23 protein-coding genes are annotated in these 21,609 nt (G+C 72.9%); 15 read left to right on the forward strand and 8 right to left on the reverse strand.

Features of this window, described 5'->3' with window-relative positions:
- Nucleotides 1-133: 133 nt before the first annotated feature.
- The 4 genes from ACFYP3_RS04215 to ACFYP3_RS04230 form a co-directional block, all read right to left on the reverse strand.
- The gene (locus ACFYP3_RS04215; RefSeq protein ID WP_388826446.1) at nt 134-757 is read right to left on the reverse strand and encodes a LysE family translocator; all 624 of its coding nucleotides are present in this window, start codon (nt 755-757) and stop codon (nt 134-136) included.
- A gap of 79 nt (nt 758-836) precedes the next feature.
- A complete protein-coding gene (locus tag ACFYP3_RS04220; RefSeq protein ID WP_388826449.1) occupies nt 837-2,411 on the reverse strand; it encodes a serine/threonine-protein kinase in 1,575 nt (524 codons plus the stop codon).
- Between the two features lie 215 nt (nt 2,412-2,626).
- Complete coding sequence (locus tag ACFYP3_RS04225) at nt 2,627-3,127, reverse strand: MarR family winged helix-turn-helix transcriptional regulator (RefSeq protein WP_388826452.1); 501 nt, start codon at nt 3,125-3,127, stop codon at nt 2,627-2,629.
- Nucleotides 3,120-3,749, reverse strand: a complete 630-nt coding sequence (locus ACFYP3_RS04230) for a DJ-1/PfpI family protein (RefSeq protein ID WP_388826455.1) — start codon at nt 3,747-3,749, stop codon at nt 3,120-3,122. The genes ACFYP3_RS04225 and ACFYP3_RS04230 overlap by 8 nt, the downstream gene beginning before the upstream one ends.
- Before the next feature lie 213 nt (nt 3,750-3,962).
- Here ACFYP3_RS04230 and ACFYP3_RS04235 point away from each other — a divergent pair, with 213 nt between their 5' ends.
- The 3 genes from ACFYP3_RS04235 (at nt 3,963) to ACFYP3_RS04245 (ending at nt 6,842) form a co-directional block, all read left to right on the forward strand.
- Nucleotides 3,963-5,321, forward strand: a complete 1,359-nt coding sequence (locus ACFYP3_RS04235) for an aspartate aminotransferase family protein (protein ID WP_388826458.1) — start codon at nt 3,963-3,965, stop codon at nt 5,319-5,321.
- Between the two features lie 118 nt (nt 5,322-5,439).
- A complete protein-coding gene (locus ACFYP3_RS04240) occupies nt 5,440-6,105 on the forward strand; it encodes a GntR family transcriptional regulator (RefSeq protein WP_388826461.1) in 666 nt (221 codons plus the stop codon).
- A gap of 86 nt (nt 6,106-6,191) precedes the next feature.
- Nucleotides 6,192-6,842, forward strand: a complete 651-nt coding sequence (locus ACFYP3_RS04245; RefSeq protein WP_388826464.1) for a hypothetical protein — start codon at nt 6,192-6,194, stop codon at nt 6,840-6,842.
- 92 nt (nt 6,843-6,934) lie between these two features.
- Here ACFYP3_RS04245 and ACFYP3_RS04250 read toward each other — a convergent pair whose 3' ends face one another.
- Entirely contained in the window at nt 6,935-7,681 is a 747-nt protein-coding gene (locus ACFYP3_RS04250; RefSeq protein WP_388826467.1) for an SLATT domain-containing protein, read from the reverse strand.
- A gap of 279 nt (nt 7,682-7,960) precedes the next feature.
- On the opposite strand from ACFYP3_RS04250, the gene ACFYP3_RS04255 reads away from it, so the two are divergent.
- From ACFYP3_RS04255 to ACFYP3_RS04285, 7 genes are all read left to right on the forward strand, one after another.
- The gene (locus tag ACFYP3_RS04255) at nt 7,961-8,305 is read left to right on the forward strand and encodes a YbaB/EbfC family nucleoid-associated protein (protein ID WP_388826470.1); all 345 of its coding nucleotides are present in this window, start codon (nt 7,961-7,963) and stop codon (nt 8,303-8,305) included.
- A gap of 36 nt (nt 8,306-8,341) precedes the next feature.
- Nucleotides 8,342-8,941, forward strand: coding sequence for a recombination mediator RecR (recR, locus tag ACFYP3_RS04260; protein ID WP_030709293.1), 600 nt, complete (start codon nt 8,342-8,344; stop codon nt 8,939-8,941).
- Entirely contained in the window at nt 8,934-9,581 is a 648-nt protein-coding gene (locus tag ACFYP3_RS04265; protein WP_351584953.1) for a DUF5063 domain-containing protein, read from the forward strand. Before recR ends, ACFYP3_RS04265 begins: the two co-directional genes overlap by 8 nt.
- 167 nt (nt 9,582-9,748) lie before the next feature.
- Nucleotides 9,749-11,023, forward strand: a complete 1,275-nt coding sequence (locus ACFYP3_RS04270; protein WP_388826474.1) for an aspartate kinase — start codon at nt 9,749-9,751, stop codon at nt 11,021-11,023.
- Nucleotides 11,020-12,093 carry an aspartate-semialdehyde dehydrogenase gene (locus ACFYP3_RS04275; RefSeq protein WP_388826477.1) on the forward strand — a complete coding sequence of 358 codons (1,074 nt, stop codon included), beginning with the start codon at nt 11,020-11,022 and terminating at the stop codon, nt 12,091-12,093. The genes ACFYP3_RS04270 and ACFYP3_RS04275 overlap by 4 nt, the downstream gene beginning before the upstream one ends.
- Before the next feature lie 222 nt (nt 12,094-12,315).
- Nucleotides 12,316-13,035, forward strand: coding sequence for a SigE family RNA polymerase sigma factor (locus ACFYP3_RS04280; protein ID WP_388826892.1), 720 nt, complete (start codon nt 12,316-12,318; stop codon nt 13,033-13,035).
- Nucleotides 13,032-14,114, forward strand: coding sequence for a hypothetical protein (locus ACFYP3_RS04285; RefSeq protein ID WP_388826480.1), 1,083 nt, complete (start codon nt 13,032-13,034; stop codon nt 14,112-14,114). Before ACFYP3_RS04280 ends, ACFYP3_RS04285 begins: the two co-directional genes overlap by 4 nt.
- A gap of 65 nt (nt 14,115-14,179) precedes the next feature.
- Here ACFYP3_RS04285 and ACFYP3_RS04290 read toward each other — a convergent pair whose 3' ends face one another.
- Nucleotides 14,180-14,941: an SURF1 family protein gene (locus ACFYP3_RS04290; protein ID WP_388826483.1), complete on the reverse strand. Its 762-nt coding sequence runs from the start codon at nt 14,939-14,941 to the stop codon at nt 14,180-14,182.
- A gap of 34 nt (nt 14,942-14,975) precedes the next feature.
- A complete protein-coding gene (locus ACFYP3_RS04295) occupies nt 14,976-16,781 on the reverse strand; it encodes a prolyl oligopeptidase family serine peptidase (protein ID WP_388826486.1) in 1,806 nt (601 codons plus the stop codon).
- Between the two features lie 88 nt (nt 16,782-16,869).
- Here ACFYP3_RS04295 and ACFYP3_RS04300 point away from each other — a divergent pair, with 88 nt between their 5' ends.
- From ACFYP3_RS04300 to ACFYP3_RS04320, 5 genes are all read left to right on the forward strand, one after another.
- Nucleotides 16,870-17,037, forward strand: coding sequence for a hypothetical protein (locus ACFYP3_RS04300; protein WP_158754341.1), 168 nt, complete (start codon nt 16,870-16,872; stop codon nt 17,035-17,037).
- Between the two features lie 35 nt (nt 17,038-17,072).
- On the forward strand, nt 17,073-18,374 hold the full coding sequence (gene codA, locus ACFYP3_RS04305; protein ID WP_388826489.1) for a cytosine deaminase: 1,302 nt from the start codon (nt 17,073-17,075) through the stop codon (nt 18,372-18,374).
- Between the two features lie 6 nt (nt 18,375-18,380).
- Nucleotides 18,381-18,965: an HD domain-containing protein gene (locus tag ACFYP3_RS04310; protein WP_388826492.1), complete on the forward strand. Its 585-nt coding sequence runs from the start codon at nt 18,381-18,383 to the stop codon at nt 18,963-18,965.
- A gap of 73 nt (nt 18,966-19,038) precedes the next feature.
- On the forward strand, nt 19,039-19,554 hold the full coding sequence (locus ACFYP3_RS04315; RefSeq protein ID WP_388826495.1) for a DUF5956 family protein: 516 nt from the start codon (nt 19,039-19,041) through the stop codon (nt 19,552-19,554).
- 85 nt (nt 19,555-19,639) lie between these two features.
- The gene (locus ACFYP3_RS04320; RefSeq protein ID WP_388826499.1) at nt 19,640-19,915 is read left to right on the forward strand and encodes a hypothetical protein; all 276 of its coding nucleotides are present in this window, start codon (nt 19,640-19,642) and stop codon (nt 19,913-19,915) included.
- A 56-nt stretch (nt 19,916-19,971) separates the two neighbouring features.
- Here ACFYP3_RS04320 and ACFYP3_RS04325 read toward each other — a convergent pair whose 3' ends face one another.
- On the reverse strand, nt 19,972-21,486 hold the full coding sequence (locus ACFYP3_RS04325; protein ID WP_388826502.1) for a SulP family inorganic anion transporter: 1,515 nt from the start codon (nt 21,484-21,486) through the stop codon (nt 19,972-19,974).
- Nucleotides 21,487-21,609 lie beyond the last annotated feature (123 nt).

Raw genomic sequence — 21,609 nt, forward strand, 5'->3', positions numbered from 1 at the left:
TCGTCACGCCATGGAGCCGTGTCCGCGTGTAGCTCTCAGGTATGACATGGGTGACCCGAGCGGGGCGGGCAGTGCTGAACAGCCTTGCAACGGCGCTCGGTCAAGGTCGGCCCTCCGACCTCTCCTCCCCGGGTCAGGTCGTCGCCACCCGCACGCCGAAGCCGATCAGCACGACCCCCGTCGCCCGGTCCAGTGCCCGCCGCACGCGCGGCCGGGCGAAGAACCGCCGGGCGCGCGAGAGGAGGTACACGTACGTGCCCAGCCAGGCCAGCGTCAGCAGCACGTGGACCCCGACCAGCAGCGCCATCCCCGCCGCCGGGCGCAGGCCGGGCGGGGCGAGGGCCGGCAGCAGGCCGGTGTAGAAGACGGCGATCTTGGGATTGAGCACATTGGCGACGAGACCGGTCCGCCAGGCCCCGCCGGTGCGACGCGCCCCCGGCCGCTCCCCCTCCGGGAGTTCGGCCTCCGGTTCCGCGCCCGGTCGCCACAGGGAGCGGATCCCGAGCCAGCAGAGGTACGCGGCACCCGCGAGCTTCACCGCCAGGTACACCTCGGCCGATGCGGCGAGCAGCGCTGCGAGCCCCGCCACGGTCAGGGCGCCCCAGATCAGCAGCCCGACGGCGATGCCGGCGACGGTGCGCAGGCCGTCGCCGCGCCCGCGGGTGACGGCCCGCTTCGTGACGATCGCCATGTCCGGGCCGGGGACGAGGGTGAGGAGCGCCAGGACCCCGGTCGCGCCGAGGAGAGCGGTGAGCACGCGGCTCAGTCTGCCATCAGGGGGTTCGACGCAGCCGCCGGTCGCAGCGGCTTGTCGACCCGGACATGACCCCCGCGCGTCACTGCCGGCGGTAGCTGAGCGCAGGGGTGTCGCCGCCCGCCAGCTCCCGCCGCAGCGTGCCGTCGGGCAGTAACCGGAGCCGGCTCCACGTGCCCGCCGTGCAGGTCGGCGGGGCGCCGGAGGTGACGGTGGAGGCGTCGAGCTCCACGGGATCGGGGGCGCTGCGCAAGAGCGCCGTCCAGGCGCAGGCGAAGCCAGGGTCCTCGACGGCGAGGGACATCACCGGGTCGCCGACCGCGCCGCGGGTGAGGGTGAGCCGCCAGGTCTGGCTGCCGTGGGTGGCGTACCAGGTGCCGAGGTAGGCCTCGGGCAGTCCGTCAGCCGCAGAACCGGAACCCGAAGCGGAACCGGAACCCGAAGCGGAAGCAGAAGCGGGAGTGGGGACGGGCGTCGGCGCGGTCGGCTTACGGGTGCTGCCGACGGGCGGTCGCGGATCGTCGGCCCCGCTCATCACCGCGTACACCGTGCCGGCGGACAGGCCGGCGACGACCGCGGCCACCGCCAGGAGCAGGGCGGTCGACGCCGTCCAGGGCCGGGGCGCGGGCTCCACCGCCGCCGGCGCGTACGCGGAGTAGGCGGGCGGCATCGGCGCCGCCATCGGCATCCGCGCCGGGGCGGCGGGCGTCGGCCGGTCCGGGCCGGCGTCCTCGCGGTCCAGCAGCCGTACGGCGTGTCGTCCGAGCCGGGCCACCAGCGGGCCCGGAAGCCATGGCTCCAGGGCCCTGCCGTCGGCCACGGTGTCGCCCGCGCCGACCCGCGCCAGCACCTCGGCGGGCCCCGGCCGCGCGGCGGGATCGCGGTGCAGGCAGTCCCGTACGAGGTCGTGCAGTTCGGCCGGTACGCCGGCCAGGTCGGGCGGCGCCTCGGTGCTGCGGAGCAGGAGCCCCGCAAGGCCGCCGGGCTGCTCGGCGTCGCCGAAGGGCAGCCGGCCGGTGGCCGCGTACGCGAGGACCACGCCGAGGCAGAAGACGTCGCAGGCGGCGGTCACGGGCTCGCCGCGGATCTGCTCGGGCGCCATGAATCCGGGGGAGCCGATGAGTTCGCCGACGCGGGTCAGGCCGCCGCCCGCCGTGTCGCCGGGCTCCGCCGGGGCGCGGGCGATGCCGAAGTCGATGACGCGCGGGCCGTCGAGGGTGAGCAGGACGTTCGACGGTTTCAGGTCGCGGTGGACGATGCCGGCGCGGTGGATGTCCTGGAGGGCGTACGCGAGGCCCGCGGCCAGGATCCGTACGGAACGGGCCGGCAGCGGGCCGAAGTCACGGGCCACGACCTCGCGCAGGCTCGGCCCTGCGACGTATCCGGTGGCGACCCAGGGGGTCGCCGCCTCGGTGTCGGCGTCGAGGACCGGGGCGGTCCACTCGCCGCCGACGCGCCTGGCGGCGGCCACCTCGTGGCGAAACCGGATGCGGAACTCCTCGCGGATGGCGAGCTCGTGGTGGACCAGCTTCACGGCGACGGTGCGGCCGCGGTCGGAGCGGGCGAGGTAGACCTGGCCCATGCCGCCGGCGCCCAGGCGGGAGAGCAGACGGTAGGGGCCGACGTGGTGGGGGTCGTACGGATGCAGCTGTTCCATGCCGGGGTCCCTCCCGTGCCGTGCACTGGCCGAACGGCTCCGCAGGGAAAGACGGTTGGGGGTGCCGGGCGGTTGCTCGGGCCCGGGGTGTCGCCGCCCGGATCAGGCCCGGGCCCGATCCGGGCGGCGGCCGGCGCGGCTCAAGGATCAGGCCCCGCCCGGAACCCCGAACCCCAACTCCCCCCGCCCCCCGCCCCGACCCCCGGGCCCCCGCCTCAAGCCTCAACCGGCCCGGCGGGTGCGGCCGGGTCCGCGGCCAGCGTGTCCAAGGCCTGGGCCAGGCGTTCCAGGACCTGGACCGTTTCCGCGAAGGCGGTGTCGCCCAGTTCTGCCGCGAGGCGGGTGGCCAGGGAGGCGTGCCCCGGGCCGATGCGGGCGACCGCGGCGTACCCCTCCTGCGTCGGGCGCAGCAGTTTCGCGCGGCGGTGGGCGGGGTTCGGGGCGTATTCGGCCAGGCCCTTGGCGACGAGCAGGTCCGCGACGCGCTGCACGCTCTGCCGGGTGATCCCCATGGTCCGGGCGATGCCCGCGACGGGCAGCGGCTCCCGCAGCACCGCCCCCAGCACCTGCCACCAGGCGGCCGTCAGCCCGGCCGGCCGGGCCAGTTCCTCCGAGACGGAGAGGAACTGGCCGTTCAGCCGGAACACCCCGAGCGCGGTGCGGCTCAGCAGGTCCTGGCGGGCCCGGATGGTGCCGGCCGGCTGCGGTTCAGGCATCGCCGGCCTCCGCCGCCGCCATCAGGACCGGGTACGCGCTCGGGTCCGAGTCGTGGAAGAGCCGGTACCACGCGTCCAGGACGTCCGGCTTGTAGACGTCGAGGCGGGCGAAGACCTCGCGGGCGAAGGCGACCGGTTCCGTCGGCCCCGCCGTGATCAGGTCTCCGTCGGTGACCGCGTCGGCCTCGACGTAGCTCTCGGCGCCCCCGTAGCCCGGCTGCGAGGCCAGGTAGAAGGAGGCTCCGCTGGTGTGGGCCCGGCCGTCCAGCAGGCCCGCGCGGGCGAGGCCGGCGGTGGCCCCGCAGATCGCCGCGACCGGTACCCCGGCGGCCAGGAACTCCCGCGCCTTCGCCGCGAACGGCGCCAGGTCCTCGCCGGTGTCCCACAGGGCGGCGCCGGTGAGGATCAGCAGCGAGGAGTCCTCCGGCCGCAGGTCGGCCAGGGCCTGGTCGGGCAGGACGCGGACGCCGCCCATGGTGGTGACCGGCTGGTCGGCGGCGAGGCCGACCGTGCGGACGACGTGGCCGCGCTGGGTGAGGTGCGCGGTGGTGTGTCCGGTCTCCCAGTCCGCGTACGTGTCGTAGACCGCGAGGTGGACTGGCGTGCGCGGGGTCTCGCTCATGGTGGTCGCCCTCCAGCGTCGAATCCGGCTGCTCCGGTGGGCCCGCCCGGCGAGCCCTTATGACAAGAGGCTGTCATGACGACAGGATGCTGTCAATGATCCGGCCGGCGCGTCCGTGGGAGCGGACGGGCCGACAGACTGCCGAGACCGGCCCCCCACGCGCATACAGTCCGCCGATATCCCTCCCCACCTGCGCACTTCTAGCGTGACGCCATGACCCCTCATGTCTCCTCGCACACCCTTGCCGCAGTGAAGGACGCAGACCGGAAGCACGTCTTCCACTCCTGGTCCGCCCAGGCCCTGATCGACCCGCTCGCCGTCGCGGGGGCCGAGGGGTCGTACTTCTGGGACTACGACGGCAAGCGCTACCTCGACTTCTCCTCCCAGCTGGTCAACACGAACATCGGCCACCAGCACCCCAAGGTCGTCGCCGTGATCCAGGAGCAGGCCGCCCGGCTCTGCACCCTCGCACCCGGCTTCGCCGTGGACGTCCGCTCCGAGGCCGCACGCCTCATCGCCGAGCGGACCCCCGGCGACCTCGACAAGATCTTCTTCACCAACGGCGGCGCCGAGGCCGTCGAGAACGCCGTCCGCATGGCCCGTCTGCACACGGGCCGGCAGAAGGTGCTGTCCACGTACCGCTCGTACCACGGGGCCACCGCCGCCGCGATCAACCTGACCGGGGACCCGCGTCGCTGGCCCTCCGACACGGCTGCCGCCGGCGTCGTGCACTTCTGGGGCCCGTACCTCTACCGCTCGGCCTTCCACGCCACCACCGAGGCCGAGGAGTGCGCCCGCGCCCTCGCCCACCTCGCCGACACCATCGCCTTCGAGGGGCCGCAGACCATCGCGGCGATCATCCTGGAGAGCGTGCCCGGCACCGCCGGGATCATGACCCCGCCGCCCGGCTACCTCGCGGGCGTGCGCGAACTCTGCGACCGCCACGGCATCGTCTTCGTCCTCGACGAGGTCATGGCGGGCTTCGGCCGCACCGGCAAGTGGTTCGCCGCCGAGCACTGGGACGTCACCCCCGACCTGATCACCTTCGCCAAGGGCGTGAACAGCGGCTACGTGCCGCTCGGCGGCGTCGCGATCTCCGCCGCCATCGCCGAGACCTTCGCCACCCGCCCCTACCCGGGCGGACTCACCTACTCCGGGCACCCCCTGGCCTGCGCCGCGGCCGTCGCGACGATCAACGCCATGGAGGAGGAGGGCATCGTCGAGCACGCCGCCCACCTCGGCGAGAACGTGATCGGACCGGCGCTCGCCGAGATCGCCGAACGGCACCCCTCGGTCGGCGAGGTCCGCGGCCTCGGCGCCTTCTGGGCGCTGGAGCTCGTACGGGACAAGGAGACGCGCGAGCCGCTCGTCCCGTACAACGCCGCCGGTGCGGACAACGCGCCGATGGCCGAATTCGCGGCCGCGTGCAAGGCGTCCGGCCTGTGGCCGTTCGTCAACATGAACCGCACCCACGTCGTCCCCCCGTGCACCATCACGGAGGCGGAGGCGAAGGAGGGTCTGGCCCTGCTCGACGAGGCGCTGACGGTCGCCGACCGCCACACCACCGCCTAGGCGCGGCCCTCGTCCGCATAACGGTCCTGACCTCCACATAACGATCACGAACCACTCGGTTTCAGCCTCGCTGTCTGGCCTATGGTGTCCGGAGCTCTACGACAGGAGACGGACCCCTATGCCAGGCAGCGGAGCTGTCACCCGCAACACACTTCGTCAGCAGATCGCGGACGCGCTGCGCGACGAGGTGCTCGCGGGACGCCTGCCCCCGGGGACCGAGTTCACCGTCAAGCAGATAGCCGAGCAGTACGAGGTCTCCGCGACGCCGGTGCGCGAGGCGCTCGTGGACCTCTCGGCCCAGGGACTGCTCGAACTGGTCCAGCACCGCGGCTTCCGCGTCCGCATCCTGTCCGTGGACGACTTCCGGGGAATGATCGAGGCCCGCGCGCTCGTAGTGGACGGGATCTTCCGCCGGCTCGCCGAGTGCGGCCCGGCCCCCGGCACCGGCGAGATGCTGGTGTCGGTGCGCCGCCGGGCCGAGGAGGCGCGGCGGGCCGCCGAGAGCGGTTCGCTCGAAGTGCTGATCGGCTACGATCTGCGCTTCTGGCGGGAGCTGAGCGGGCTGGTCGCCAACACCTACATCACCGAGTTCCTGCACCGCATCCGCGTGCAGTGCTGGGTGTTCGCCGTCCCCCACCTCCAGCGCGCCCCGCAGCTGCGGGACGCCCTGTGGGACGGTCACAGCGACCTGGTCGACGCGGTGACGCTGGCGGACGCCGACACGGTGCGGCGCATCGTGCAGGGTCACAACGAGCACGCGCTGGCCTGGGCCGCCGGCCTCTGACCCCCGAGGTTCTGCGCACCCCTTCGCGGAGGGTGTTCGGCGCACTACGCTGGCCGGATCGGCGACAACGACTGATCGGAGGCCGAGTGGCCTGTGACCTGTGGCTGGTCCCCCTTGTCGACGTGCTGTGCCACAGCCCCGACAACCCCTTCGCGGAAGAGATCGCCTCGTACGACAAGGCGCTGAGCGCGGCCGGACTGCCGTCCGTGCCCGTGTTCGCCTACATGCCGGGCCTGAGCGGGGACGTCGCCCCGGTCGCCGGCTTCGACTACGACGCCCTGCATTTCCTGAGGCGGGCGTACCTGCTCCAGCTCTGCGGGCTGCCGGTGACCCCGGTGGACGAGCTGGGCGGGGACTACGAGCAGCTGCTGGAGATGTTCGAGCCCACGGCGCAGCAGTCGCACCTGGTGTGGCACTACGACCACGCGGGCGCGTACGTGCCGGTGGACTTCACGGCTCCGCTGGCGAACGAGGAGCTGCTGGCCGGGGGTGGTCCGCTGGGGTCCGCGCAGGGGCTGCTGCGGGAGCTGGCGTTCGTGGCTCCCGCGATCGGGATAGACCCGGGCAACCCGCCCGCCGCGCCGGCTCCGCCGGGGCGCCCGACGTCGCTGGAGGAACCGGCGGGGCCGATTCCGTACGACGACAGTCCCTTCGCCCGCGAGCGGCACGTGTGGCTCGGGCTGCACGCGGCGGCGACCCGCAGTCTCGGCCAGGGCTCGATGATCATCTTCAGCTGACGGCGGCGGGGTCCGGGGGCTGCGCCGCGTGGTCCCGGGGCTGCGCGGCGAGGTGCCCGGGGCCGTGCCCCGGGCGCCGCGCCGCGCACCCGTCAGCGGGGTTGTTCCGGCGGGCGTTGGCGCGGCATGTTCGGGCGGGTGCCCGGGGGAAGGGGGAAGCGGGCCGGGGGGAAGTTCGTGTCCGCGCGTGCCCCGGAGGCGCCCAGGGACTGCATCACCAGGGGGGCGGGGCCCGAGCTGAACTCCACCATCCACTCCGCGGTCTCCGAGCGCACCAGCTCCGTGACGTCCTCCGAGAAGCGCCGCAGCACGGTCAGGCACCGCTCCGCGGCCTCGCTGGCCGTCCCCTCGGTGGGACCGAGCACCTCGCGCACGTTCTCCGACGCCCAGTCGAACTGCAGGGTCTGCAGCCGCCGCTGCACCGCCTGGGCCGTGGCCACGTCCCGCATCCAGCCGGACGTCAGACCGAAGAACCGGTCGCAGGCCAGCGCGGCCGCGCCCAGCAGCAGCGCCAGGTACCCGTACGTCGAGGCGCCCGGCGCCGAGCCCGTCAGCTCCAGCAGCGGCATCGCGGCGCCCGTGACGGCCCCCACGGCAGCGGCGACGCGCAGCACCCGCGCGCCCCGGCGCTTCCACGCCCGGTCGGACAGGTACCACTCCGCGGTGCGCAGCGCATCGGCCTCGACCCGCCGGTAGAGCTCGTCGAGCCGCTCCGCGGGTTCGCCCCAGTCCCCGAGGGGGAACGGCCGGCCGGTCAGATCGCCCGCCGCCATCGGTCCGCCGCCTTCCTCCCGGGGATCCCGGGGTGGCCCCTCGGGCTGCATCTCCGGCTGGCTCACCCGGCACTCCCTCTGCCTGCGCTGACGTGTGGTGGTGCGCGTGTGCGCAATGATGCGCATGCTCTTCCTACCTTCGAATGACGGGCGGTGGGCGCCGAATCCCGGGATTTCCGCTCACAAGGAGGTCTCCAGCAGGTACGCGTACGCCCCGTCTCTCACTCGAAAGAGTTGGTCCTCACGGCGTAGGGCGCAGCGCGCGGGGAGCACGTAGGCTCGGATTGACCACGCGTTGCGAGGTCCCGAAGGCCCGACGGTCCCGATGAACGGAGTGAATGTCCTGTGATTTCCGGTGGTGGCCAGCCCAACATGCAGCAGCTGCTCCAGCAGGCCCAGAAGATGCAGCAGGATCTCGCCGCTGCCCAGGAGGAGCTTGCACAGACCGAGGTCGAGGGCCAGGCCGGCGGCGGCCTGGTGAGGGCGACCGTCACGGGCTCCGGCGAGCTGCGCGCCCTGGTGATCGACCCGAAGGCCGTGGACCCCGAGGACACCGAGACGCTCGCCGACCTGGTGGTGGCGGCGGTCCAGGCGGCCAACGAGAATGCACAGGCGCTCCAGCAGCAGAAGCTGGGCCCCCTGGCCCAGGGACTGGGCGGCGGCAGCGGCATTCCCGGTCTTCCGTTCTAGTACCCGCAGCACCCCACACAGAGAGAAGGCAGTCCGTTGTACGAAGGCGTGGTTCAGGACCTGATCGACGAACTGGGCAGGCTGCCCGGCGTCGGGCCCAAGAGCGCGCAGCGGATCGCCTTCCACATCCTGCAGGCCGAGCCCACCGACGTCCGCCGCCTCGCGCACGCGCTGCTGGAGGTCAAGGACAAGGTCCGGTTCTGTGCGGTGTGCGGGAACGTGGCGCAGGAGGAGCGGTGCAACATCTGCCGCGATCCGCGCCGCGACCTCACGGTCATCTGTGTCGTCGAGGAGCCGAAGGACGTCGTCGCGATCGAGCGGACGCGCGAGTTCCGGGGCAAGTACCACGTCCTCGGCGGCGCGATCAGCCCGATCGAGGGCGTCGGTCCCGACGACCTGCGCATCCGTGAGCTGCTGGCGCGGCTGGCGGACGGCGAGGTGACCGAGCTGATCCTCGCCACCGACCCGAACCTCGAGGGCGAGGCGACCGCCACCTACCTCGCCCGCATGATCAAGCCCATGGGCCTCAAGGTCACCCGCCTGGCCAGCGGGCTCCCCGTCGGGGGAGATCTGGAGTACGCGGACGAGGTCACGCTCGGGCGGGCCTTTGAAGGAAGGCGACTTCTCGATGTCTGACGCAACGCTGCACGCCCTCGGCCAGGATCCGGACGACTTCGCCGCCTCGATCGCGGACCAGATCGAGTCGTTCATCGTTGCGGTGACCGAGGTGGCCAAGGGCGAGGACCCGGACAGTGCGGTGCCCTTCCTCCTGCTGGAGGTCTCGCAGCTGCTGCTCGCGGGCGGCCGGCTCGGCGCGTACCAGGACGTAATGCCGGAGGAGCGCTACGAGCCCGACCTCGGCCCGGAGCCGGACGTGGACGACCTGCGCGAGCGGTTCGCGATCATGCTGGAGCCGGTGGACGTCTACTCCGAGGTCTTCGACCCGTACGAGCCGCGCAAGACGCCGGTGGCGCACCGGATCTCCGACGACCTGGCCGATGTGGTCGCCGACCTGCGGCACGGGCTCATCCACCACCAGTCGGGCCGCATCACGGAGGCCCTGTGGTGGTGGCAGTTCTCGTACTTCACCAACTGGGGTCCGACGGCCTCGGCCACGCTTCGCGCCCTCCAGTCGCTGATCGCGCACGTGCGGCTGAACCAGCCCCTGGCGGCCCTGGACGGCCTGGACACGGACGAGGACCTGACGGAGGAGGACCTCGCGGAGCAGGCCGGGCAGGTCATGGCGGAGGAGCTGGGCGGCCTCGGCCGCAAGTGACGCCGCGGCCGCCGCGGCCGGCGGGGCCGCGGGCGCACGGCAAATAGAGCCTCGGCGCGGGAACCCGTTCTTTGATCTTTTCGTCTCATGATGTGGTACGAAGCGGTCGGATCCCGGTCGCTCGTTACACTGCACCAGCAATGAGACGGACTGAGCGAGGAGCGCACGTGGGCCTTGTCGTGCAGAAGTACGGAGGCTCCTCCGTAGCCGATGCCGAAGGCATCAAGCGTGTCGCCAAGCGGATCGTGGACGCCAAGAAGAACGGCCACCAGGTGGTCGTCGTGGTTTCCGCGATGGGCGACACGACGGACGAGCTGATCGATCTCGCCGAGCAGGTTTCGCCGATGCCTGCCGGGCGCGAATTCGACATGCTGCTGACCGCCGGAGAGCGGATCTCCATGGCCCTGCTGGCCATGGCGATCAAAAACCTGGGCCACGAGGCCCAGTCGTTCACCGGTAGCCAGGCAGGCGTGATCACCGACTCGGTCCACAACAAAGCGCGCATCATCGATGTCACGCCGGGCCGTATCCGCACCGCGCTGGACGAGGGCAACATCGCCATCGTCGCCGGCTTCCAGGGCGTGTCCGCGGACTCCAAGGACATCACCACCCTGGGCCGGGGCGGCTCGGACACCACGGCGGTCGCGCTCGCGGCGGCCCTGGACGCCGAGGTCTGCGAGATCTACACCGACGTCGACGGCGTCTTCACCGCGGACCCCCGCGTCGTGAAGAAGGCGAAGAAGATCGACTGGATCTCTTCCGAGGACATGCTGGAGCTCGCCGCCTCCGGTTCCAAGGTGCTGCTGCACCGCTGTGTCGAGTACGCACGCCGATACAACATCCCGATCCACGTCCGCTCGTCCTTCTCGGGACTGCCGGGCACCTGGGTCAGCAACGAGAATCCGCAAGGGGACGAGCAGGTGGAGCACGCCATCATCTCCGGAGTCGCTCACGACGTCTCCGAAGCCAAGATCACGGTCGTCGGCGTCCCGGACAAGCCGGGCGAGGCCGCGGCGATCTTCCGCGCCATCGCGGACGCCGAGATCAACATCGACATGATCGTGCAGAACGTGTCCGCCGCGTCCACGGGCCTGACGGACATCTCCTTCACGCTCCCCAAGGCCGAGGGCCACAAGGCCATCGAAGCGCTGGAGAAGGCGAAGGGCCAGATCGGCTTCGACTCCCTGCGCTACGACGACCAGATCGGCAAGATCTCCCTGGTCGGCGCCGGCATGAAGACGAACCCGGGCGTCACCGCCTCGTTCTTCCAGGCCCTGTCCGACGCGGGCGTCAACATCGAGCTGATCTCCACCTCCGAGATCCGCATCTCGGTCGTCACCCGCCAGGACGACGTCAACGAGGCCGTCCGCGCCGTGCACACGGCCTTCGGCCTCGACTCCGACAGCGACGAAGCCGTCGTCTACGGAGGCACCGGACGATGACCGCGACCCGGTCCTCCGCCCCGGCACTCGCCGTGGTCGGGGCGACCGGAGCGGTCGGTTCGGTCCTGCTCCAGATCCTGTCCCAGCGGGCGGACGTCTGGGGCGACATCCGCCTGATCGCCTCCGCGCGCTCGGCCGGCCGCACGCTGGCCGTCCGCGCGGAGGAGACCGAGGTGCTCGCCCTCACCGAGGACGCCTTCGACGGCTTCGGTCCGGGCGACGTCGCGCTCTTCCTCACCCCCGCCGCGGTCTCGGCCCGGTGGGCGCCCGTCGTCACCGCGCGCGGCGCCGCCGTCGTCGACCAGTCCGCCGCCTTCCGGGCGGACCCCGAGGTCCCGCTGGTGGCGCCCGAGGTCAACGGGCACGCCGTACGGAACCGGCCGCGCGGGATCGTCGCCGGCCCCGACTGCGTGACCGCCGCCATGATCGCGGCCCTGGGCGCGCTGCACGCCGCGTACTCCCTCACCGGGCTGGTGGTCTCCTCGTACCAGGCGGCGAGCGCCGGCGGCCGGCCCGGCTCCGAGGCGCTGCGCCGCCAGCTGTCGCTGGTCGCGGGGACCGCCCTCGGGGAGCAGACCGGTGACGTCCGCCGTGCCGTGGGCGAGGACACCGGCCCCTTCGCCGGTCCCCTCGCCCTCAACGTCGTGCCCTGGTCCGGAGAGCTGCGCGAGGACGGCTGGTCCTCGCACGAGCTGGCGGTCCGGGCCGAGACCCGCCGGATCCTGCAGCTGGAGCAGCTCCCGGTGTCGGTGACCTGTGTCCAGGTGCCGGTGCTGACCGGGCATTCGCTGACCGTGCGGGCCCGGTTCGCCAACGAAGTGGGGGCCCCGCACGCCCGCGAGATCCTGGAGGCCGCGCCCGGCGTGGTGCTCGTGGACGATCCCGCGGCGGGGGAGTTCCCCACCCCCGCGGACGCCGCCGGAACGGATCCGGCCTGGGTGGGGCGGGTGCGGACCTCGCTCGACGACCCCTGCGCCCTGGAGTTCTTCGTGTGCGCCGACAATCTCCGCAGGGGCGCCGCGCTGAATGCCACGCTCATCGCGGAACTGATCGCAGGTGAATTTGCGTAATTCGCTTTGTAGGATCGGTGCCGATCCCTTGATCAAGGTGATGGCCCGACTGCCGTCTCGATAAGACGGGGCAATTCGGGAAGAGCGGGTACGCATGAGGGCAATGGGGATATGGCCGGTGAGGCTGCCTCGCGCGTACAACCCTGACGGGGGGACGCGTGTCCTACAGGCGTGGCAGAGGCACTGCTCGAACCGACCCTCCTCCCGGCGCACCTCGGGATCATCCCGTCGCGCCGGGGCTTGCGCGCGTCCGGCGGCGGTCTCCCCGTGATCGTGCCCGTCCCGCCGGCGGGGCCGTCCGAGGCGCCCGTACTGACGGCCGTACCGATCCCCGGCGGTCTCGTGCCCGCGCCGCGCGACAGCGCTGAGGCGGCGGGGAGCAGCCGGAACGAGCCGTCCGAGGTCACGGCCGGGACGACGGCCGAAGTGACGGTCGAGGTGGTGGCGGGGACCACCGTCGACCACCTGACGGCGACCTACCAGGCGCACTACCGCTCCCTGCTCGGCCTGGCCGCCCTGCTCCTCGACGACACCGCCTCCTGCGAGGACGTGGTCCAGGAGGCGTTCATCCGCGTGCACTCGGCGCGGAACCGGGTGCGCGACAGGGAGAAGACCCTGGCGTACCTGCGCCAGACCGTCGTGAACCTCTCGCGCTCCGCCCTGCGCCGGCGCATCCTCGGCCTCAAGCTGCTGTCGAAGCCGATGCCGGACATGGCGAGCGCCGAAGAGGGCGCGTACGACCAGCTCGAACGGGACGATCTGATCAAGGCGATGCGCGGACTCCAGCGCCGCCAGCGCGAGGTGCTGGTGCTGCGCTACTTCGCGGACATGACGGAGGCCCAGGTCGCCGAGACGCTCGGGATATCGCTCGGCTCGGTCAAGGCGTACGGATCGCGGGGCATTGCCGCGCTGCGGGTGGCGATGGAGGCTGCGCAGTCATGATGGACGACCACACTCCGCCGCGCGGAGCGAGCGAGGAAGAGGCGCTGCGGGGCCTGCTGCACGGGGCCGTCGAAGGCCTCCAGCCCGCCGCGGGAGCCCTGGAGCGGCTGCGGCACGCCGTGCCCGCCCGCCGCGCCCGCAAACGCCAGGCCCTGGTCGGCGCCGCCGCGGTGGCCCTGCTCGCGGGGACCGCCATCCCGGCCCTCATGCACCTGGCGGGCGGTGAGGGCGGGGCCACGGACCACCCGGCCATGGCCGGGCACGGTGAGCACACCGGCGACAAGCCGGGTGCGGTCGCCTCCGACCCGCACCAGAACGGATACGGGAACCAGCCGCGGTCCACCCGCTCCTCCGGGGGCTCCCCGGCCGTGGGCGGCGCCACGGGGCACCCGGACGCCACGCTGGGCGGTTCCCCGGTGGGCGGTCTGACGGCGGGCCCCACCGGCGCCGCGGGCACGTCCGCCGGCACGGCCGGTTCGGTGCCGGGCTCCGGTCCGATGCCGCCGGTGGCCGCGCCCGGAGTGCCCGGATGCGGCGCGGACCAGCTCGGGGTGGTGGGCTCGGCCCGCGCCCCGGAGACCGACGGCCGGGTGTACGGCAGTTTCCGGGTCACCAACGTCTCCGCGCAGGGCTGCGCCGTCACCGGCCAGGACGCCGTCTCGGCCGCCCCGGCGCCGGGTGCGTCGGCCGGCCAGGGCTCCTCGGTCGCGGTGGTCGGCCACACCGCGGGGGACCCGGCGAGCGGGCTGCTGCCCGACCCGTCGGCGGAGGCGCCGGTGCTGGTGCTCCCGCCGAACACGGCGTACGAGGTCCGCTTCGCGTGGGTGCCCTCGAAGGAGTCCTGTACGCCGACGAAACCGGACGCGGGAGGCAAGCCGCCGCAGACGGACTCCGCGGGCAGCTCGGGCGCTCCGGCGCAGGGGGCGGCCACCGAGCCGCAGACGGGGGCGCCCCCGGTGACGGCCGGCGTCTCGGTCTCGCACACCCCGCAGCCGGGATCCGCGACCACGCGGACGACCCTTCCCGAGGCCTGCGGCGGAACGGTCTACCGGACGGGTGCGATCCCGCTCGGCGCGTAGCCCGACGAGGCGAACGGTCGGGCGAGCGGTGCGTCGAGCGTCGAGCGGGGCCCGGTTCGCCCGCCCTACGCGGCGGGTTCGAGCAGCCCCGCCTCGGCATCGCGCAGGCTCTCCACCTCGCGGCGGTAGAGCCGGAACCACATGAAGAGCACGAAGGCGACGAAGACGAACCACTCGCCGGTGTAGCCGAGGTTCTGGAAGGCCTTCAGGTCGAGCCCGGTGTTGGCCGGTGCCTGCGCCGGCACCGGAATCATCCCGTCCGACGGGGTCTGCACGGTCAGCCAGGCGTCGTACAGGTCGTACGGGACGAGGTTGACCAGCGAGGCCGCGCCGATCACGCCGAGCTGCCCGGCCGGCAGGCCGCCCTGGGAGTGGACCCCCTTCGTGCCGGAGTTCTCCGGGGCCTGCAGGGCGCCGGTGACCTCGACCCGGCCGCTCGGCGGGGCCGGGGCCTTCGCCGCGTCCGCCGCCCCCGGCAGCCAGCCCCGGACCACCGGGACGGTCTTGCCGGAGTCGGTCTTCAGCAGGGTCAGGACGTAGAAGCCGGAAGCGCCGTCGAGCCGGCGCTCGGGCACCAGCATCTGATCGGCGTACTCCCCGGCGGTGGAAGCCAGCCTTCCGGAGGTCTTCGTGTCCACCGGAAGCAGCGAGTCCAGGGGCTCGGCCACCTGGTCGGCGGGCTGCTGGGCCGTCGCCTCCCGGTGGCTGTCGACACGGTCCTCGAACCGGCCGAGCTGCCAGGACCCCATGAACAGACAGAAGGGGACGGCGAGCGCGACGAAGACGTTGATCCCCCACCAGCGCGGGGTCAGGAGAAACCGGTGCACCCCACCACCGTACGGGGGGTGCACCGGCGCGGGACTAGCGGGGCAGGTGCTTCAGCGCGAACTCCAGCTCCATCCGGACCTGCTTGATCCGCTCCTCCACGACCAGCGAACCGTGCCCGGCGTCGTACCGGTACACCTCGTGCTCCGCGCCGCGCGCCACCAGCCGGTCCACGTAGTTGTCGATCTGCCGGATCGGGCAGCGCGGGTCGTTGACGCCCGCCGCGATGTGCACGGGTGCCTTCACCGCGTCGACGTAGGTGAGCGGCGAGGAGGCCTCGAAGCGGTCCGGGACCTCTTCCGGAGTACCGCCGAAGAGGGTGCGGTCCAGGGCCTTCAGCGCTTCCATCTCGTCGTGGTACGCCGTCACGTAGTCCGCGACCGGTACGGCGGCCAGGCCCACCGCCCAGGCGTCGGGCTGCGTGCCCAGGCCCAGCAGCGTCAGGTACCCGCCCCAGGAGCCGCCCGACAGCACGAGGCGTGCCGGGTCCGCGAGGCCGGAGGCCACCGCCCACTCCCGGACCGCCGCGATGTCCTCCAGCTCGATCAGGCCGACCCGGTGCTTGAGGGCGTCCGTCCAGGCGCGGCCGTAGCCCGTCGAGCCGCGGTAGTTGACCCGCACGACCGCGAAGCCGTGGTCCAGCCAGGCCGCCGGGGTCGCCGCGAAGGCGTCGCTGTCGTGCCAGGTGGGCCCGCCGTGGATCTCGAAGATCGTCGGGAAGGGGCCCTCGCCGTGGCCGGCCGGCCGCTGCGCGAGCGCGTGGATCCGGCCGCCCGGACCCTCCACCCACACGTCCTCCACCGGCACCGACCCGGGTGCCTTGAAGCCGGGAGGGTCCAGGACGACCCCGCCCGCCGTCGACCGTACGGTCGAGGGCTCGGCCGCCGAGGACCACAGGTACTCCACGCTCCCGTCGGGCCGCGCGCCGGCCCCCGACACCGTCCCCGGCGGCGTGTCCACCCGTACGAGCTCCCGCGCGGCCAGGTCGTAGCGCCACAGCTCGCTGCGCGCCTCGAAGCTGTGCGCGACGAGCAGCGCGGATCCGTCCGGGTACCACTCGGCGCCGACGTCGCCCGGCAGGTCGATCGCGAGCTCCTCCTCGGCGCCGGTGGCCACGTCCCACACCATCGGCTCCCAGCGGCCGCGCCGCTGGTGGCCGACGAGGAGACGGGTGTCGCCCGCGAGCGGCGCGAAGCCGAGGACCTCCAGGCCGAGCTCCCGCGTGGCGCCGCGGGAGTCGTCCAGCTCGGCGACCGTGGACCCGTCGAGGGTCAGCACGCGCAGGGAGGAGTGCATCGCGTCGCCGTGCTCGGTGTGCTCGACGGCCACGAGCGTGCCGTCGTAGGACAGGTCGCCCACGCCCGCCGACTCCCGGTGCCGGTAGATCACGGTGGGCGCGGAGCCGTCCGGGCGGACCACGTGGACCGTCGAGCCCTCCTCGTCCGTGGAGCGCCCGACGACGGCGGTGCCGTCGCGGCCGATGGCCAGACCTGCGGGGTACGAGGGCTCCAGGCCGGGGGTGGCCGGTTCGTCCGGGCCACCCTCGAAGGGCTGGCGCACCCAGGTGCCGAACTCGTCGCCGTCGGTGTCGGAGAACCACCAGATCCACGCCCCGTCGGGGGAGAGGGCGCCGTCGGTGGTGCCGTTCGGGCGGTCGGTGGCCTGCCGCTGGACGCCGGTGGTGCGGTCCCAGGCGTAGAGCTCGAAGGTTCCGGTCGCGTTGGAGACGAAGAGCGAACGGTCCGGGGCGTCCTCCGCCCAGTCGGGCAGTCCGACGCGCGGTGCCCGGAACCGCTTCTCCCAGTCGGGCGTCTCGGCGGTGATCTCGCTGTCGCTGGTCATGCGCCCCATTGTGGCCGCAGTGGTCCCCGGGATGCCGACTGCTCCGAACGGGCGCAGAGTGGACCCGTAGCCCAAGGGAGGAACGATCATGGCCAAGAAGGCGCACACCGGCCACCACATCCACCAGGACTCCGAGCGGGCGCTGGCGAAGAACACGGCCGCCGAGGCCCGGGCCAAGGCCGCGACCAGGGACGTGCAGTCGTCCGCCGCGAAGACCCGCGGGATGCAGCAGAAGGCCCAGGCCAAGCGCGGTTGAGCCCGCGGCCCCGCGCGGATCCGTAGGCTGGCGCCATGCGGATGATCGTCCGGGGCGCCCGGCTGCTGCACACCTCAGGCCTGTCCGACGTCGAGGTCGCGGAGGACGGCAGGATCGCCCGCGTGGTCCCGCACGACGACCAGAAGGAACCGCCGGCCACCGGCATCCTCGTCGAGGCCCACGGCGCCCTGCTGACCGCGCCGTTCGTGGAGCCGCACATCCACCTCGACACGGCGCTGACCGCCGGGGAGCCGCGTCCCAACGTCTCCGGCACCCTCTGGGAGGGCATCGCCTGCTGGAGCGAACGCAAGCGGACCCTGACCCGCGAGGACGTGATCGCGCGGGCCACCGAGGTGCTGCGGTGGCAGGCGGCCCACGGGGTGCTGCACGTGCGCACCCACTGCGACATCACCGACCCGGCCCTCACCGCCCTGGACGCGCTGCTGGAAGTGCGCGACCGGGTGCGGAACGTCATGACCCTGCAGATCGTCGCCTTCCCGCAGGAGGGCATCGCATCCTTCCCGGACGGCGAGGCGCTGCTGCAGGAGGCGATCGCCCGCGGGGCCGACGTCGTCGGCGCGATCCCGCACTTCGAGGACACTCGCGAGGACGGGGTCGCCTCGCTGCGGACGGCCTTCGCGCTGGCCGAGGAACACGGGCTGCCGGTGGACGCCCACTGCGACGAGATCGACGACGAGCAGTCCCGGTTCGTGGAGGTGCTGGCCACGCTGGCCCTGCGCTCGGGCCTGCGCGAACGCGCCACCGCCTCCCACACGACGGCGATGGGCTCCTACAACGGCGCGTACAGCTTCAAACTCCAGCGGCTGCTGTCCCGTTCGGGCGTCAACCTGGTCGCCAACCCCTTCGCCAACCTCAACCTCCAGGGCCGCTTCGACGCCTACCCCAAGCGGCGCGGCCTCACCCAGGTCAAGGAGATGCTGGCGGCCGGGGTCAACGTGGCCTTCGGCCACGACGACGTGATGGACCCCTGGAACGCCCTCGGCACCGCCAACCCCCTCCAGACCGCCCTCGTCGGGCTGTACGCCGCCCAGCTCACCGGCGCCGACGAGATCCCGTTGGCCTTCTCGATGGTGACGGACCGTGCGGCGCGCGTCCTGGGCCTGTCGGACGCCGAGTACGGCATCACGGAGGGAGCCCCCGCCTCCTTCGTCCTGCTCCCGGCCCCGTCGCCCGAGGAGGCGATCCGCCGTCAGGTCCGCCCCCGCTACGTCGTCTCGCGCGGCACCGTACTCGCCGAGACCCCGCCCGCCCCGGCCCGGCTGAACTGGCCGGGGGAGGCCCCGTCCGAGGTGGACTTCAGCCGCCGCCTACGCTGACGCCCCATGACGTGGACACTTGACACCGACTCGGCCCGCACCGCCCTGCTGATCGCGTCGGAGTACGCGGACCCGGCGCTGCTGAACCACTCCGTACGCTCCTACGCCTTCGGCGCGCAGTACGCGGACCAGCACGGCCTCGCGTACGACCAGGAGCTCTTCTACGTGGCGGCCCTCCTCCACGACCTGGGCCTGACCGCCCCCTTTGACAGCCACACCCTCCCCTTCGAGGAGGCCGGCGGCCATGTCACGCGCGTCCTGACGGCGGGGCTCGGCTGGCCGGCCGCCCGCCGGGCCCGCGCCGAGGAGGTCATCGTCCTGCACATGCGGGACGACGTGACGGCGGCCGAGGACGTCGAGAGCCACCTCCTGCAGGTCGGCACGAGCGCCGACGTCTCGGGCCTGCGCCTGTCCGAGTTCGACCCGTCCTTCACGGCCGCCCTGCTCGCCGCCCACCCCCGGGCCGGCTTCGGCGCCGCCTTCACCGCCCTGGTCGAGGACCAGGCGAAGCGCAAGCCCGACTGCGCGGCAGCCGCCTACGTCGCCGGCGGCGCGGCAACCCGCATCGCGGCCAACCCTTTGGGGGCGTGACACGGCAGCCGGGTCGCCCTTCCGGGCCGCCGAGGTCACGCAGATCCGCCACCGGGTCGGATAGCGTGCCCGCATGTCGTGGGACGAGGACGGAACGCCGCACCCGCTCGCACTGCGCCGCACCGGCCGCAGCGAACTGGAGCCGGACCGGCTGCCCGAGATCCGGGAGCTGGAGGTGCTCGGCTGGGAGCCCGCGCCCGAGGAGCTGCGCTGGGTGTTCCTCCCGTACGTGTGGCCTCCGGCGGCCCGGACCTGGATCCCCGACCGCTCCACCCACTGGGCGGTGGACACCGCGCTCGACGGGCGCGGCCACATCACCGGTGTGGAGTGCGCCCCGCTCACCGAGCCGGACCTGCACGGCCTCGACCAGGAAGCCGACGCCGCCCTCGCCGGCCTCGGCCTCCCGCCCCGCCCCGGGGGACGCCTCTGGCTGCTCCGCCCGATCGGCCCGTTCACCACCGTCGGCGCGGTCCTCGACCACCTCGACGCCCTGGCCGCGCAGCGCGCCGTCGAGGCCCTGCCCTCCGCGGCCTTCCTCGCCCTCGTGCGCAGCGAACTCTCGGCGCTCTCCGCACCCGACGCCCCCTAGCGCGGACCCCGGTACGTTCCGCCGGGCCGTGCACGGCTCCCGTGCCTACGCTTGACGTCAGGGGGTCACGGCGGGAGGCGGTCTCATGAGGCGGCGCCATCACTTCCACATCGACCACGCCGGGCACTCGGTCAGTGCCACGGTCCAGACCGGTCACACCGCCGTCGTCGAGGTGCTCGTCGACGGCAAGGAGACGGGCTACGCCACGACGCACGCCGACCAGCCCGTGACCGTCCAGATCGAGCTGCCGACGGAGCCGCCCACGCCCGTGTCGGTGCGCGCGACCGCCCGCCCGGTGCCCGCGTGCGTCTTCGAGAGCGCGGCCGCCGGACCCCAGGACATGGCGCCCCGCCCGTACTGACCGCCCCGCCGCCGACGCCGCCGCCCCGCCGTCGTCCCGGCCGTGCGGCTCCGGGGTCACTGCCCCGGCGAGAGTTCCCCGCTGAGCGTGCCGTGCAGGCGGGCGCTGGGGCCGTTCAGTCCGGTGATCTCCACGCTCTTGCCGCGCTGGGCGTACCGGTGCTCGATCGCGTCGAGCGCGGCCACGGAGGAGGCGTCCCAGACGTGGGCCGCCGAGAGGTCGATGACCACCCTGTCCGGGTCACCGGCGTAGTCGAACTGCCCTACCAGGTCGTTGGAGGAGGCGAAGAACAGCTCACCGGTCACGCAGTAGACGACCTGCCCGCCGTCCGGGTCGAGCACGAAGGTGACGTTCGCCAGGTGCGCGACGCGCCTGGCGAAGATGACCGTCGCACAGAGCGAGCCGACGACGACGCCCACGGCGAGGTTGTGGCTGACGACCACGCAGACGACGGTGACGACCATGACGGTGATCTCACCGGCGGGCATCCGCTTGAGGGTCTTCGGCGCGACGGAGTGCCAGTCGAAGGTCGCCAGGCAGACCATGACCATGACGGCCACGAGGGCGGCCATCGGGATCTCGGAGACGACCGGCCCGAAGACGATGCACAGCACCATGAGGAAGGCGCCGGCGAGGAAGGTCGACAGCCTCGTCCGCGCCCCCGACACCTTCACATTGATCATCGTCTGGCCGATCATCGCGCAGCCGCCCATGCCGCCGAAGAGTCCGGTGACGATGTTCGCGACGCCCTGGCCGATGGACTCCCGGGTCTTGGAGGACCGGGTGTCGGTGATCTCGTCGACCAGCTTCGCGGTCATCAGCGACTCCATCAGCCCGACGAGCGCCATGGCCAGCGCGTACGGCGCGATGAGCGTCAGCGTGTCCAGCGTGAGCGGTACGTCCGGCAGGCCGGGCGCGGGCAGCGCGGACGGCAGGGCGCCCTTGTCGCCGACGGTGGGGACGGCGATGCCCGCCGCCACGGTGATCGTGGTGAGGATGACGATGGACACGAGCGGTGCCGGGACCGCCTTCGTGACCTTCGGGAAGAACACCATCAGTGCCAGCCCGGCCCCGATCAGCGGATAGACCGCCCACGGAACCCCGTACATCTCCGGGACCTGGGCCACGAAGACCAGGATGGCCAGCGAGTTGACGAAGCCGACCATCACCGAGCGCGGGATGAACCGCATCAGCTTCGCCACGCCGAGCGCGCCGAGGACGATCTGGAAGAAGCCGGCCAGGATCACCGCGGCGACCAGGTGGCCGAGCCCGTGTTCCCGGTTCAGCGGGGCGATCACGAGAGCCACGGCGCCCGTCGCGGCGGAGATCATCGCGGGTCGCCCGCCGACCACGGAGATCACCACGGCCATCGTGAACGAGGCGAACAGCCCGATCGCCGGATCCACTCCGGCGATGATCGAGAACGAGATCGCCTCGGGGACCAGCGCCAGCGCGACGACCAGGCCAGCGAGCACCTCGGTCCGGAACACCTTCGGCGAGAGCCAGACCGGCCGCGTCGGACGAAGGACGTCGCGCAGCCGCACGGATATGGACGCGGGAGAAGCAGGCACGGGCACGGACCTCGGGCTCGGGCACACCCGAACAGGCAGGCGGGCACGCGGAGAAGACACGAAGGGCGAGGTCGCCGGGGGCTCCCGGAAGAGCCGGCCAAGCCCTTCTTGCAGGTCCCCCCG

The sequence above is a fragment of the Streptomyces sp. NPDC005533 genome (assembly GCF_042871845.1).
In the GTDB taxonomy this organism is placed as follows: domain Bacteria; phylum Actinomycetota; class Actinomycetes; order Streptomycetales; family Streptomycetaceae; genus Streptomyces.